Source organism: Corallococcus sp. CA053C, from assembly GCF_003611675.1.
GTDB lineage: Bacteria > Myxococcota > Myxococcia > Myxococcales > Myxococcaceae > Corallococcus.
Genome location: NZ_RAWA01000058.1, coordinates 19,324 through 32,798, shown reverse-complemented (window position 1 = coordinate 32,798; position 13,475 = coordinate 19,324). Strand labels below are relative to the sequence as shown.

Annotated in this window: 12 protein-coding genes and 1 pseudogene; 8 read left to right on the top strand and 5 right to left on the bottom strand. The window is 68.2% G+C overall.

Annotated elements, in window-relative coordinates:
- Together D7V97_RS44600 and D7V97_RS10905 are read left to right on the top strand one after the other, a co-directional pair.
- The coding region (locus D7V97_RS44600; RefSeq protein ID WP_158623331.1) for a hypothetical protein at window positions 1-320 on the top strand (320 nt) is incomplete at its 5' end.
- Window positions 321-585: 265 nt separating this feature from the next.
- Window positions 586-816, top strand: coding sequence for a hypothetical protein (locus D7V97_RS10905; RefSeq protein WP_120610549.1), 231 nt, complete (start codon window positions 586-588; stop codon window positions 814-816).
- An 80-nt stretch (window positions 817-896) separates the two neighbouring features.
- Here D7V97_RS10905 and D7V97_RS10900 read toward each other — a convergent pair whose 3' ends face one another.
- Together D7V97_RS10900 and D7V97_RS10895 are read right to left on the bottom strand one after the other, a co-directional pair.
- Window positions 897-2,252 carry an NAD(P)/FAD-dependent oxidoreductase gene (locus D7V97_RS10900; RefSeq protein ID WP_158623330.1) on the bottom strand — a complete coding sequence of 452 codons (1,356 nt, stop codon included), beginning with the start codon at window positions 2,250-2,252 and terminating at the stop codon, window positions 897-899.
- Window positions 2,253-2,449: 197 nt separating this feature from the next.
- Window positions 2,450-3,295 carry a helix-turn-helix transcriptional regulator gene (locus D7V97_RS10895; RefSeq protein WP_120610547.1) on the bottom strand — a complete coding sequence of 282 codons (846 nt, stop codon included), beginning with the start codon at window positions 3,293-3,295 and terminating at the stop codon, window positions 2,450-2,452.
- 83 nt (window positions 3,296-3,378) lie between these two features.
- On the opposite strand from D7V97_RS10895, the gene D7V97_RS10890 reads away from it, so the two are divergent.
- Together D7V97_RS10890 and D7V97_RS10885 are read left to right on the top strand one after the other, a co-directional pair.
- A complete protein-coding gene (locus D7V97_RS10890) occupies window positions 3,379-4,092 on the top strand; it encodes an SDR family NAD(P)-dependent oxidoreductase (protein WP_199728768.1) in 714 nt (237 codons plus the stop codon).
- Window positions 4,093-4,380: 288 nt separating this feature from the next.
- Window positions 4,381-5,469: a response regulator transcription factor gene (locus tag D7V97_RS10885; protein ID WP_120610545.1), complete on the top strand. Its 1,089-nt coding sequence runs from the start codon at window positions 4,381-4,383 to the stop codon at window positions 5,467-5,469.
- 51 nt (window positions 5,470-5,520) lie between these two features.
- Here the strand turns inward: D7V97_RS10885 and D7V97_RS10880 are convergent, their stop codons facing one another.
- Complete coding sequence (locus D7V97_RS10880; RefSeq protein ID WP_120610544.1) at window positions 5,521-6,231, bottom strand: iron-containing redox enzyme family protein; 711 nt, start codon at window positions 6,229-6,231, stop codon at window positions 5,521-5,523.
- An 81-nt stretch (window positions 6,232-6,312) separates the two neighbouring features.
- Window positions 6,313-7,119: a GNAT family N-acyltransferase gene (locus tag D7V97_RS10875; RefSeq protein WP_120610543.1), complete on the bottom strand. Its 807-nt coding sequence runs from the start codon at window positions 7,117-7,119 to the stop codon at window positions 6,313-6,315.
- A 347-nt stretch (window positions 7,120-7,466) separates the two neighbouring features.
- On the opposite strand from D7V97_RS10875, the gene D7V97_RS10870 reads away from it, so the two are divergent.
- On the top strand, window positions 7,467-8,798 hold the full coding sequence (locus D7V97_RS10870; protein ID WP_120610542.1) for a hypothetical protein: 1,332 nt from the start codon (window positions 7,467-7,469) through the stop codon (window positions 8,796-8,798).
- A gap of 505 nt (window positions 8,799-9,303) precedes the next feature.
- Here D7V97_RS10870 and D7V97_RS10855 read toward each other — a convergent pair.
- Window positions 9,304-10,962 carry a HEAT repeat domain-containing protein gene (locus tag D7V97_RS10855; RefSeq protein WP_120610541.1) on the bottom strand — a complete coding sequence of 553 codons (1,659 nt, stop codon included), beginning with the start codon at window positions 10,960-10,962 and terminating at the stop codon, window positions 9,304-9,306.
- Between the two features lie 245 nt (window positions 10,963-11,207).
- Here D7V97_RS10855 and D7V97_RS10850 point away from each other — a divergent pair, with 245 nt between their 5' ends.
- The 3 genes and pseudogenes from D7V97_RS10850 to D7V97_RS45810 all read left to right on the top strand — a co-directional run.
- Window positions 11,208-11,957 (top strand): SDR family NAD(P)-dependent oxidoreductase, encoded by a 750-nt coding sequence (locus D7V97_RS10850; protein WP_120610540.1) that lies wholly within the window; start codon window positions 11,208-11,210, stop codon window positions 11,955-11,957.
- Complete coding sequence (locus D7V97_RS10845) at window positions 11,954-12,832, top strand: RNA polymerase sigma factor (RefSeq protein WP_120610539.1); 879 nt, start codon at window positions 11,954-11,956, stop codon at window positions 12,830-12,832. The genes D7V97_RS10850 and D7V97_RS10845 overlap by 4 nt, the downstream gene beginning before the upstream one ends.
- A gap of 487 nt (window positions 12,833-13,319) precedes the next feature.
- Window positions 13,320-13,466, top strand: a pseudogene (locus D7V97_RS45810) (hypothetical protein); the annotation flags it as partial.
- Between the last annotated feature and the right edge of the window lie 9 nt (window positions 13,467-13,475).

Sequence of the window (13,475 nt, the reverse complement as noted above, 5' to 3'; positions counted from 1 at the left end):
CGCCCACCCCGCGCCCATTGTCCGCCGATGAAGCCGCGAGCCCCAACGCCCGCATCCCTCCTGAGTTCGGGGACTACCTTGGCCCACTCCAGGAGGGCACCACTGTCTTCCCCGGCCCCGTACACCTGGCGGAGCTGGAGCAGGCGGGCGGGACCTCCATCATCCTCGGAGACCTGCGGGTGGACGGGCTCCTCGTCAACCCGCCGCACCGGAGCCTCATCATCACCGGCTCGCTGCATGCCGGCACGCTGCTGACGAGGGGGAAGCTCGTCGTGCTGGCGTCCGCCCGAACAGCAGGACGTTGGCGCCGTCCCGCATGAGGCGCGCGGCGACTCCCAGACCGATGCGCTGCACCTGCTCCGCGCTGAAGCCCGTCATGCACGCGTCGTCCGTCAGCGCCATCGCATCATGAGGGTTCCTCCAGGGTTGCACGGAGGCGTCATCTCCTCGATACACTCACACCGGCAATCCCACCTCCCAAGACAGGAACGACGCGTGACTTCCAGACCGTGGCGATGGCTCCTCGCACTGACCCTCACCGCTTGTGACGGCACGGACCCCGGAGGAGAGGGGGGGCCGACCGGAATGGAGTGCACCACGGAGGTGCGGCCCCACTTCGACGGCGAGGGCTGCTGCGGCGAGCCGGTCGCGGAGCCGCTCTGCTCCACCGGCACCATCGTATTCTGCGAGGTGCGTGATGCCCGCTCCGAGCCCGTCGGCTGCTACTACAAACACAACAGCACGAAGTTGCGCTGCACGAGCTGCCAGAACACCCACGACTGCGTGGCCGATGCAAACCGTGTCTGCGGGAAGTGAGTGCGGGGCGTCCACGCCCGCGAGCACCCGCTCGCTCCGTCCCGGCGCGCCCGAGGCACGAATGAGAGAGTTCGGGGCCGTCAAGTAGCGAGCATCGCCTCACGGCTGACGACTTCCGCGACGGCCCTTCGTGCGGACGCCAACGCGCCATGCATGAAGCCGGGTCGATGCGAGTTGTAGTCGCCGGCGAACACCATGGCGCCGTGGGGTCTGCGAAGCAGCGGCTGCTGCTGCGTCAGCTGTCCGACGCCGAGCCACGTAAAGGCGCCCCGGATGTTCGGCTCGTTGTCCCAGCAGACCGAATGAACGGACAGCAGCTGGTCCTGGAGCCCCGGATGAACGCGCTCCATCGCGTCGATGACCTCGCGGTGGAGCACTCCGTCCGCGAGCGAGCTCAAGCGCCTGCTCTCGGCTCCACTGGGATGGGCGCCCAGGATTCCTGCCGTCGCTTCTTGCAATGCCGACTCATCCTTGATGCGCCCCACCGGAAGATCCGTGTCGGCGTTGCCGCTCTCCCCGCGCGCATTCCAGTAGCGCGTCTTCGTGGCCGCGTAGACCTGAACGACCGACACCGTGTTGATGAGGGAGAACGCTTGAAGCTGGGCCGCGGGGAGGACCGGAGCCATCTCCAACCGGGGCACGAGCGTTCCAGGCAGCGCGCAGACGATGTGCCGGGCCGAGAGCTGATGCATTTCACCCTTCCGGGTGAACGTCACCGTAGCCCCCTGCGCTCCTTGTTCAATGCGGCGCGCGAGCGCACCCAGGATGACGCGGTCGCCAAGCCGTTGAGCCAGTGCCCTGGGCAACGTGTCCGAGCCTCCCACCACCCGCCTGGCGCTGCCCCAGCCAATCTCCAGCTGGATGTTGAGCGCCTCGCGCATCAAGGCCAACCCAGACATCGTCTTCAAGCTGCCGCTCGGGCAGAAAGAGGTCTCCGCCAGCTGGCGAAAGCCTTCGGAGGCACCCCGTTCCATCAAGAGCTGCTCGGCCGTGAGGCCATCGAGGCGTGAGTATTCGGAGCCAGCCCCGTCGAGCTTGCGAGGGTCGTGGTCTTTCAACGTGCCGAAGTACTTCTCCAGCATCCCGTTGAAATCCAATGAGGCTTCGTCTTCGCGAAGGGGCAGGTCCTCCTCGGGAATGGCCTCACCGGCGCTGAAGACCGACCGCTGTCCACGCTTGAACAGCACCTGTTTCGGCCACCTGCGCCGAGCCGGCTCGAACAGGCCGACGTTCAGCTCGGAGAACAGCGCCAGCAGGTCGGGATCACCGACCACATGGGTGGCTCCAGCCTCGACGTAGAGCCCGTCCGGAAACGGAGCGCGGATCGTCCGGATGCGTCCTCCGGGTTGAGCATTCGCTTCGAGCACGTGGACGTCGAAGCCGCGCTTCATCAGCTCGAACGCCGCGACAAGCCCCGCGAGTCCAGCCCCCAGCACGACCGCGCTCCTGGCCGGCGCCGTGGGTTTCAGGGAGGACCGCGCCCCGCACCCGAGGAGTCCGACGGCGGAGGCAGCGGCAAGCACTTCACGGCGGGAAAGGGTGGGGGTCGGCGACAAGGTGCACATCCTCCGGTCTCGAATCCCGCTGTTCGACACCGGCGCGGTGAAAAGGTTCGGCCGTGGTTCGCAGACGCCTACCTGGCGTGAGCGACGGCACGCGCGATCCTGCGGGCATCCTCGCTGCCGGGTGCGGCGGTCATGACGACGAGCCTCAGGTCGGCGTCGCTGGCGTGGAGGACATCACAATCGACCCTGATCTCGCCAACGAGGGGGTGCTCGACCGTCTTGCGATCCTCGGCGTGCTCACCGACCGCGCCGTCGCCCCAGAGCTGCGCGAAGTGGGCGTTGCCGTCGAGCGTGCGCTGGAGAAGTTCGGTGAGGCGGCGGTCTTCGGGGTAACGAGCGCTCGCGCGTCGCACGTCGGCGACGATCGCGCGATCGCTCGCGTCCTGGAAGGTGACGCGGACCGGCCATTGCGAAACGCATGCGCTGCTGCCCGCGACCGGGAAGCGCGCACGCACGAAGTTGCGGTCCTCCGGTGCGACGCGGGACGGATCGCCGAGGAGCGCCGCCCAGGTTCGGCTCCACCACAAGAGACGCCAGTCGGCGGCGAACACCCCCACCGCGATCTCCCCCAGCCGTGAGAGCAGACGCTGCACTCCGGGTGTGAGCTCATCGCTGATGATTCGATCCCCCGGAGGCTGCAGCCCCGCCAGGCTGTAGAGATGATCGCGTTCGGCGCGCGTCAGCTGGAGGACCCGGGCGAGCGCAGCCACGACCTCGACGGACGGCGTGGTCGCCCGGCCCTGCTCGAGACGTACGATGTAGTCGACCGACACACCGGCCAACTCGGCGAGTTCCTCTCGTCGCAGACCCACGGTGCGGCGCGATCGACCGGCGGGCAGGCCGACTTGAGCGGGAGGCAGGCGGTCACGCCACACCCGAAGCGTCGTTCCGAGGCGGGTCTGCCCGAGCATCATCTACGTCATGGTAGCGCAACCGACGCGCTGAGGCTGGTACTCCTGTTCCTACCGTCGCGCTGTCCCTGGTAGCGAGCCCATCGGTGAGCGAGATTGTCGGCATGACCATCACGTTCATCACCGGTAGCAACAAGGGCCTCGGCTACGAGACCGCTCGCCGCCTCATCGAGCTTGGCCACACCGTCCTCATCGGAGCCCGCGACCCCGCGCGGGGCCGGACCGCGGCCGAGCGGCTCGGCGCTCGATTCGTGCCCATCGATGTCACCAACGACGAATCGGTCGCCCGCGCCGCGGCCGACATCACGGCGCACGAGGGGCACCTCGACGTGCTCATCAACAACGCCGGGATCAGCGGTTCACACCTCCCGGCCGAACAGCTGACGGGCCCGGACGCCGTCGAGGTCCTCAACACGAACGTGGCCAGCATCGTGCGCGTCACACACGCGTTCCTGCCATTGCTTCGACGCTCCAAGCACCCGGCGGTGATCAACGTCAGCAGCGGGATGGGCTCGTTCGCGCTCACCCACGACCCGGACCGCGTCGAATCAAAACCCATCCTCCCGCTCTACACGGCCTCCAAGGCGGCGGTCACGATGCTCACGACCCAGTACGCACGAGCGCTGCCCGGCATCCGGGTGAACGCCGTCGACCCGGGCTACACCGCGACGGACCTGAACGGACACAGCGGCCCGCAGACCCTCAGGGAAGGCACGGACGCCATCGTCGCGCTCGCGACCGAGGGCGCCGACGCCGGCACGGGTCGGTTCATCGATCGCTTCGGGCCGGTTCGCTGGTAGCCCGCCTGAGACCTTCCACGAGGCCTCAGAACACGCCGTTCAGGCCGACAGACATCCACAGGTTGCGAATCATTGGCGCCGCTTCATATCGAGTGCCCTGCCCCCAGACAACCGGGCGCCTGCCGCCTCTCGTCGCGCGACCCCGGGCAACTGCTGCCGCAAACCGCCCTCCGCTGTCAATCCCCCGCAGGAGTGAGGGACAGGATTTCACTCCGTGCCTATGGATGGGGTACGCCATGTGCACACCCACAGCGTGGCCTACCCCCGGGAGGGCGGATGTCCGGCTCAATGAATCTCAATACCCACGAGCACATGCTCAGGGACAGGGTCATCACGGCGCTCAACAGCTCCCTGTCCTTCTCCGAGGTCCTTGAAGCCGCGCGAGCCCCCCTCCTCGAGCTCGCACCGTCCGACACCATGGCTTTGTGCCTGATGCGGACCACGCCGGTCCTCGACTTCCAATGGCTGGTCCCGGGCCCCCCCATCCCCCTGCTGGATGGGGATGAGTATGCCAGCGTGTCCGACCATGACTTCGTCCGGGCCCCCATCTTCGCCCGGCCCAACGAGGTCCTCGTCGATGAGGAGATGCTCCCCCGCGGGGAGTATGAACACAGCCTCCTCTACCAACGCAGCCGGGAGCTGGGGCTGGGCCTGGAGCACGTCATGGCCGTCCTCCTTCCCATCCGCCCCGACTTCCTCGGCGCCCTCGCGCTCTACCGGACCCGGCGACGCGCCTTCCCCTCCCGGTGCGCCACCGTCCTCTCCAGCCTCACCCAGCACCTGGTGAACGCGGTGCGCAACTGCAGTGACGTCCAGGCCTTGAGCACCGGCGCCCACCTCCTCGAAGAGCTCTACGGCCGCCCTGACACCGCGTATCTCGTCGTGGAGCCTCCCTCCCGCGAGGTGATGCGCTCTCCGCACGCCGCCGTCCTCCTGGAGCGGTGGTTCGCGCCCTCCGACTTCCACGCCTCCGGACTCCCCCTGCCTCTCAAGGAGCGGCTGGATGCGCTGGTTCGCATGGATGCGGACAAGCGGCTCGAGAAGAACGTCTGGACCTCGCTCCAGGAGGATGGCTACCGCACGGTCCGGTTCGTCGAGCTGCCCGCCCGCGAGGGTCCGCGGCGATGGGCCCTCCTGATGAACGAGATCCCGATGTCCATCCCGCTCCCCGTGGACATGCGGCGCAAGCTCACCCCTCGCGAGGCAGAGATCGCGAAGTACCTGCTCCGCAAATGGTCCAGCGAGCAGATCGCCAGTGAGCTCGGCATCGCCGTCCTGACCGTGGATACCCACGTGCGCAACATCCGCAACAAGCTGGGCGTCGACAGCCGCGCGGATCTGCTCTACCAGGCCGCCCGTCTCAACAAGCCTGTCTGAGGAAACAGGCGCGCCCCCTGCGTCCGCAAGGGGCGGCCTCGGTGGAACGCGCTACCTCGCGAGGGGGAGGCCGGAGGGGTCCCCCTCCCGGAAGATGCCCGGGTAGATGCTCCGGGTGGCCCGGGCGGAGAAGAGGATCGCCGCCTGCTCCTCCGGATCCGTCAGCCGCTCCAGGATCCTCGCCATCTCCGCCACGTGGTCTCCGTCCAGCGCCCCATGGCTGCGCAGGAACGTCACCGCCTTGTGGATGTTGGGAATGGCAGCCACCGCCTGCAGCCGCTCCGCCCCCACGCCCGCCCGCGCCTGTGACAGGTACTCCAGCACGTACGCGGTCCCCAGCACCGCCGTGGGCGCGCCCGAGCGCGACGTGAAGAAGTTCCATCCCGTATAGGCATCCACCGCCGGGCTCCGCGCCGCCGCCTCCACCTGCGCCTGCGAGCACCCCAGGTTCTTCAGGTCCGACAGCAACCACAGTTCGTGCCCGCGCTCCTCCCCCGCCTTCTGGATCAACAGCTCCGCCAGCTCCGGGTGCCGTCCCAACCGCTTCAACCGCTCCCCCGCCTCGCCGAGGATGGGCGTGCTCCAGCGGGCATAGTGATACGTCTGGATGAGGTAGTGGATGTAGCCCGCCGCGTCGATGGTGCCGTTGAAGACGCGGCGGGCATCGGGATGCGCATCCACGGCCGCCACCAGCCCTCGCGCCTCCTCGTCCAGCAACGCCACCCACTTCGTCCCTGACTGACTCTCCGTCTGTGTTTGCACGTACGTCTCCCGTCCGGGGCGCGTTGGGGCTCCCGGTTGTTGCGTGTTGAAGGTGAAGGGAAGGAAGGAACCGCCCCGGGCCTAGACGGCGGGGCGCGCGCCGTTCTCCAGCGCGAGGAAGCGCGCGACGGAGTCCGCCGGAACCTCATCGAGCGCGATGATGAGCGGCAGCGTGAACCAACGAAAGTACGTGTCGAAGAGCGGCTCCGCGATGAAGCGCGCGCCCAGCGACCGGGCGAAGAGCGAGGGCGCCCTGGGCAGCCGCAGTCCGTCCAGCGCCCCCTGCGCCGCCTGCGCCCGCTCCTCCGGCGTGTAGAAGGGACTGCGGGGATGCGCCGGGGCCTGCCACGGGTCGGGCACGTCCACCCGCCAGTGCGGACTCAGCCATCCCCGGGAGGCCGCCACCTGCCACGCCAGCAGCGCGTCCTCGCGGGAGTCCGTGTCCAGGTTCGCGGAGGCGATCAGGTGCGTCACCCCGCGCCGCCGGCTCTCCACGTAGAGGGCCGCCTGCAGCCACGTGACGGCCTCGGAGCGCCGCCACGGCTCCAGCACGCAGAAGCGCGAGGGCTCCGCGATGACCATCTCCGGCCGGATCACCCCCGAGAGGTCCACCCGCTGCTCCATGTCGATGCCCACCGTCCCGCCCACGCGCGCCGCCACCTCCGGGTTGGGCAACAGCAGCCGCAGCGTCGCCACGGGTTCGGTGTCGGCATAGACGAGCAGGTGCAACGTGGTGTCGAGCGTGTCGAGGCACGTCACCTCCCGCCGCGACGGCGACGGCTGCCCCGACAGCAATCCCAGCTCTCCGCCGAACACAGCCCAGCGGATGCGGGTCGCGTCATCGATCTCCCGCTGCGTGGTGGCGACACGCCAGTGCATGCACGTCATGGGTCTTCTCCCGGTAGCGAAGCGGGGCCGGCGTCACGCCGCCCTCCCACGTTCATTCGCCGCAGGTGACCCGAGTTCGAGCGGGCTGCCTCGCCGGTGCCGCTGGCCGCATCCCCTCCTGAAGACATTCCATTGGCCAGGGCCGGCGTCTACCCCAAGGGGGCTCGCGGCTGGTGCGGCCCCCGTCAGCGGCCCTCCTCGGCTCCTCCGCTCCAGCCCTCACCCTCCCCAGTGCGTCCATCCCGCCGATACACATACGCATCGCGGAACCCCTCGGGTACTTGCGGCCGGCGGCCCCACGACGGAAGGTCCTGGCTGTTCATCCGAGTCGTCCATGAGGGGCTTCCATGCCGGGAATCGGAAACAAGGGCATCTTCCTGAAGAACTCCGGGGGCCACTACATCGATGGCACCGCGCTCCTCTATCTCGCGGCGATGGCCTACGAGGAAATCGAGACGCGATTGCGAACGGGGTTCGACCCAGGCATGCGGAGGGATGTCCCTGATGGCCGCATCGTCCAGCTCTCCGTGAACGCCCCCCAGGGGTCGCTGACCCTCTCGGATTTCGTGCAATCTCACCACAGCTCGCAGTACCTCTCAGCCAAGCAGTTCGATCGCCTGGTCGAGGAGTACAATCGACACCTGGTACAGATGAGCCGGGAGAGCGAGCGCGCCGCGTTGACACCGCTGCGGTGGCTGGAGGACATCGTCTATACGCGATACCTCGACGCCGACGAACGGGAGTCGGGGAGCTGGAACGAGGGCAAGAGCAAGGCGCCCGTGACGATCTACAACATCGGTCACCGGGAAATCATCAAGGCGAACAAGTCCTACTACTTCAGCGACGAGAGCATCCGGGCGTTCGGCGACAATCCCGCGTACGCGAAGATCGCCGCGTACTTCGTGGACCATCACTACGATCTGCTGACCGCCCTGGACAACCTGCGCGATGTCCTCAAGGGCAGGAGTGTCGGTACCTCGGGGCCCATGGCCGCGATACCGCTCCTGGCCTCCGTGCTGTTCCTGGCGGAGTCCTTTCGGAACCCGCGCGCATTCCTGACCAACCTGATGCTGATGGACCTGGTCGCCGCACGCATCCCTTATGGACAGAGCCTTTCCAAGCACTACAACTGGCTGAACTTCGTCTCGCATCCAACGGATCCCGACGTCCAGGAGAAGGCGTACCTGTGGTCTTCGGAGCTCGAGTACGTGGAGTCCGCCGCTCAGGGCTCTTTCCGCGTCATCGATCGCTCACTCAACAAGGACAAGCAGTTGGGGATCACGGTGTTCGATGCATCAGCGGGAGCAACGGACAAGACCCGGAAGCTCGCCTCCAAGGCCGCCGCGGGGAAGCTCCCCGCCTCGCCCTGGGGCTCGGCGGCTCCCGGCCTCTACTCCGACCCGGATCCGGTGCGCTCGATCACGAACCGGAAGGAGGTCAGCATCATCACGCGCTGGCTTGCCTCCAAGAACCGCGGCGCCAATGGCATGCAGGTCATCGATATCGACAAGGCCGCGCTCGACAGCCAGAACCTGCACCGGATCAAGACGGCCGAAGAGCGGTGGGACCCGCTCTGCAAGGAGCTCATCACGCAATTCAAGGAGCGGTATCTCTCCTTCGCGGTACAGCTCGACCCCGGAGGCGGCTTCGGACACGACCCCTATTACCGCTTCCGGTGACGCGCTGCCCTGCGCTGCTGATGACCACCGGACTCATGGCAGTGAATCCAGCCCCGCCAGCAGCCGCTCCACGTCCTCGCGCGTGTTGTCGTGCAGCAGCGACGCGCGCACCGCACCGTCCGACATCCCCCCAGCGCCTCCGCCGCCAACGTGGCGTAGGAGTGCCCCGCCGCGCCCCTCGGGCTCGGTCGTGGCACCGCATGGCCACGGCTTGGTGGTGGCGTCGCCAGCGGCGCTGCGCCAGGTCGACGTGCCCACGGCCCTCGTGCCCATGGGCAATGGCGCGTTCCGTCCGGGCGAGTCGACGCACGTGTGGCGCTTCTCGGCGCTGTCGGGCGGGGCGCCGCGCGGGTTGACTCGGAACGGTCACGTTCACGCGGACGGCAGCCGGTGGAATCGACGGGTTGACGATCAGCAACCGTCGCCTGTGCCGGCTGCGCGCGGAAAGACTCGCGGCCGCGAGCGTGGCCCCGGTGCATCCGGTCTCCAGAGGCCGACGTCTGTCTCACGGGAGCTGTTTCAGGGCCTCGGCCGCTGCTTCCCGAACGGGGTAGTGCGGAAACGTCCGGGTGTGGTCCTTGGAGAAATAGCCCCCTCGCGTGTACGGATCCCTGGACAGTTGCCGCAACCGGGGGACGGCCAGCGGCGAGCCGAGCCGACCCAGTGCCTTCACCGTGACTTCCCGGGTCCATCCGTCCTTCGACTTGAGGAGCGGCAGGAGGCGTGTCGCGATGGCATCCCGCTCCCCCGGGTTCAGCGCCGTGGCGCACTGCTCTCCGAGCATGTGGATGTAGCGTTTTTCCGAGCCATAGCGCTCTCCGCCCAGGAACTCGTTCTTCGCACAGGGGTCCTTCTCAGGCCGTGCCGTGAGAGTACCGAGCGCGACGACCGCACGGTGCTGCGTCTCCCCCTGGGAGCCGAGGGCCAGGGCGAGCAGCGGCTCCAGCGCGTCCCGCTGGCCGACGTCCGCGAAGCCCTCCAGGGCCCGCACGCGCTTCTCCCACGCCTCGGGGCCGCGCTCCTGGAGGCGCCGGAGGGCGTCCGTGCGCAAGGGCTCCGGGGCCGCGGAGAGCACCCGCTTCAGCTCCTCCGGGGGGAGGTCCCGGTGGCGCGTCACCAGGGCGCCCCGGTAGAGCCGCGCCAGGTCGAAGCCTGCCTCGCGCAGCCGTGCGGGCCCATAGGGTGACGGCACTTCGAAGACGCCCCAGAAGTAGTTGTCGACGTCCTGGAGCCGTTCAGCGACGACACCGAGGCAGCCCGCGTGTTGCTCGGTGGTCCGAATGGTGCCGAGGATCAGGTCCTTCAGGGCCTCGTCCCAGCCTGTCCCGCAGGCGCCACTTCCCGGATTGGCGCGGCGATAGAGGGCCGCGGCTTCGCCGAAGGCGCCAAGGTCCTCCTGCACCGCGGCCCACTCCCGCATCACCGACTCGTAGCGCGCGCCATGCCAGCCATAGGCGTTCTCCTCGCTGGCTTTCAGAGGGGCTGGATAACCCAGCAGCACCAGGTAGCGCCGTGCCGCGGCGTCCATGCTTCGGAGGTCGCCTCGGAGGCGGGCCGACTCCAATTCCGCAGAGGCCGCGTCGAGCGAGTCATTGGCTGGCGCGGGCCTGCGCCAGTCGCCACCGGGTTCCTGTGTCTCCCCCACGGGCGGGCCCGCTTCGCGGACCGCGACGAGGAAGTATGCGAGGTCCTCGAGTTCCTCCTGCGTGGGCTGCAAGGCAACGAGCTTGCCGCCCTGGACGCGGAGGGCCGCGAAGTCGCCCAGGCGGGCCCGTTCCGCGGTGACCTCCTCGCTGGACGGAGGAACACAGGGGCGCGTGGCGAGGGCCTGGGTCATCAACCGTGTCTGGAGGGCCTCCCGGGCGGATGTCACCTCGAACGAACCGCGTGCAGTCAGTTGCCAGAGCAGTGGAAGCGAATCGGCGCCCCCTTCCTGACCGAGCTTCTCGGTAAGCCTGCGCACAGCAGTCCTCACGATGTCCAGGTCTTCCGATTCGGAGGTGGCGTACGAATCCAATTCCTTGCACGCCTCGGTCCCCGCGAGGCAGCGCGCGAGCAGCGTTCGAAGCTCGCGCTCGGTGGCGGCGGCCGCCGGTGCTTCCGCGTGAGCCGGACCCGCACCGAGCAACCCACACGACCACAGCAGGACGGTCAGGCTCCTCATGGCACGCTCCAAATTCGACAGACGTGATGCAGCGCCGCAGGGGGCAAGCATACGCCGGGACCCGGTTCCAGGGGCCAGGTCCTCCGTGCCCGTCCGTGAGGGCGGCACGCACGGCCACCGCCTCGTGGGGTGCGGAGTGCTGGCGCACGGCTTCGCGCGGGGGCGGGAGGAATGAGTTGAATCCGGTCTGTAACACCCGGCCAGCCGGTGGGTCCAACCCCCAACTCGAACACGGGAGGTTGCCCATGAAGCAGTTCACGCAGAAGGTCGCGGTCATCACCGGGGGTACCAGCGGAATCGGACTTGCCACCGCGCGGCTGCTCGTCGAGGAAGGGGCGAGGGTCGTCGTCTTCGCGCGCTCGGAGGAGGGCCTGGCGCAGACGGTGAAGTCGCTCGGGCCGAACGCACATGCGGTGCGCGGGGACGTGACGCGCGTGGCGGACCTGGAGCGTCTGTTTCAGGAGACCCGCGAGCGCTTCGGCGGAATCGACGTGCTGTTCGCGAACGCGGCGGTGGTGAAGCTGGCGCCAGTGTCCGATACCACCGAGGCGCTGTTCGACGAGCTCGTCGCGGTGAACATGAAGGGGACGTTCAATACGTTGCGGCAGGCCATTCCCCACCTCAACGCTGGCGCGTCGGTGGTGGTGACGACGTCGTGGTTCAATCGCATCGGCTTCGAGGGCTCGAGCGTGCTGAGCATGACGAAGGCCGCGCTCCGTTCGCTCGTCCGGGTGGCCGCCGCGGAGCTCGCCCCGCGGGGGATTCGCGTCAACGCGGTGTGCCCCGGCGCCATCGAGACTCCGCTGTGGGGCAAGCTGGGCCTGCCCCCCGAGCAGCTCAAGGCCGCGGGTGAGAGCATCACCGCGCAGATTCCGATGAAGCGCTGGGGCCGCCCCGAGGAGATTGCCCACGCCGTGCTGTTCCTCGCGTCTCCCGATTCGTCCTATGTCACGGGCACGGAGCTCGCGGTCGACGGAGGCCTGCGCCAGGTATGAAGTCGCGTGACGACAATCCCTTCCACGCCGGGTACGACACCGACGGCGACCGCGGCCTCGTGGAGCGCGCCGTCGACGGCAGCAAGGACGCGCTGCGCGAGCTGGTCTCCCGGCACCAGCCCTTCGTCTACAACCTGGCGCTGAAGATGTGCGGGCGGCGGGAGGACGCGGAAGACCTCACCCAGGAGGTCTTCGTGAAGGTCATCACGTCCCTGCGCACCTTCCGGGCGGAGAGTGCCTTCCGGACCTGGCTCTATCGCCTCACGGTCAATCACCTCTTGAAGAGCCGCCGGCGCGGGATGGAGGTGCTGGTCGACGATTTCGAGACCTACTTCTCCGCCATCGCGGCGGTTCCAGACGAGGCGTTGACTCCGCAGGAGCTGCGGGACGCCGGCCGTTCGGTCGAGGAGCTGCGGATCCGCTGCACAACGGGCATGTTGATGTGCCTCGACCGCGAGCAGCGGATCACCTACGTGCTCGGAGAGTTGTTCGGAGTGGACCATCAGCTGGGCGGGGAGATTCTGGAAATCTCTCCGGGGAACTTCCGCGTCCGGCTCTCCCGGGCGCGCAAGGACCTGTACAGCTGGATGAACCAGCGCTGCGGGCTCGTCAACCTGGCCAACCCGTGCCGGTGCCACAAGAAGACCCGGAGCTATGTGCGCAGCGGCGCGGTGGACCCGGAGCACCTCGTGTTCAACACCGACTACGTCGACAGGATCGAGGCCCTCACGCGCAGCGAATCGTCGGAGGTCATCGACACCGTGGAGCAGCTCCACCAGCGGGTCTTCCTGGAGCACCCGCTCCAGGTCAGCCGCTCGAAGGTGGTCGACGAAGTCCTCCAGAACGACACCCTCCGCACGTTCTTCGGCATCTAGCCGGACCCGGGCCTGCGCGGTTTCGCGGCCGGCCCGGCCCGCGTGGGCCCTCATCCGTCCTGGCAGGGTGGAAGGGGGCCCATGCAGGTTCGACACGCCCCGGCGTTCGAAGCGCATGGGCTCGTCCGACTGGAAGGCGAACTCCAGCACGTGGGGCTTCCCCTGGTAGGTGAAGCGCGCGCGAAGCTGGAAGCTGGGGTGCTCCGCTGTCCCCGGGACCCATCGCGTGTCGATGGCGGGATAGTAGACGCGGGGGATGAACACCTGCTCGCCCCCCACGGACAGGCGCTTGCCGGTGCCTGCCTCCACGGGGCCCGGGGTTCGTCAACTCGCAGCGCGCCATGAACGAAAATCCGAGCCCGGCCCACCCCGAGGGAGCTTGACCTGCTCGCACCTTCCTCTCCAGACTCGCCGCGCACAGAGGGGGAAACACTTGCAAGGTGCTGATGGAAACCGAAGGTCCGGACTGTGGGCTGTGTGTCTGGGGCTCGTGCTGGCCGCGGGACAGGGCCATTCGCTGGCCGTCAAGTCGGATGGCACCGTGTGGGCCTGGGGTGACAACTCAAATGGCCAGCTCGGCCATGGAATCCCCGCGTTCGCGCGCGTTCCCGAGCGTTCCCTGCTGTTGCCTTGAACCCGACAA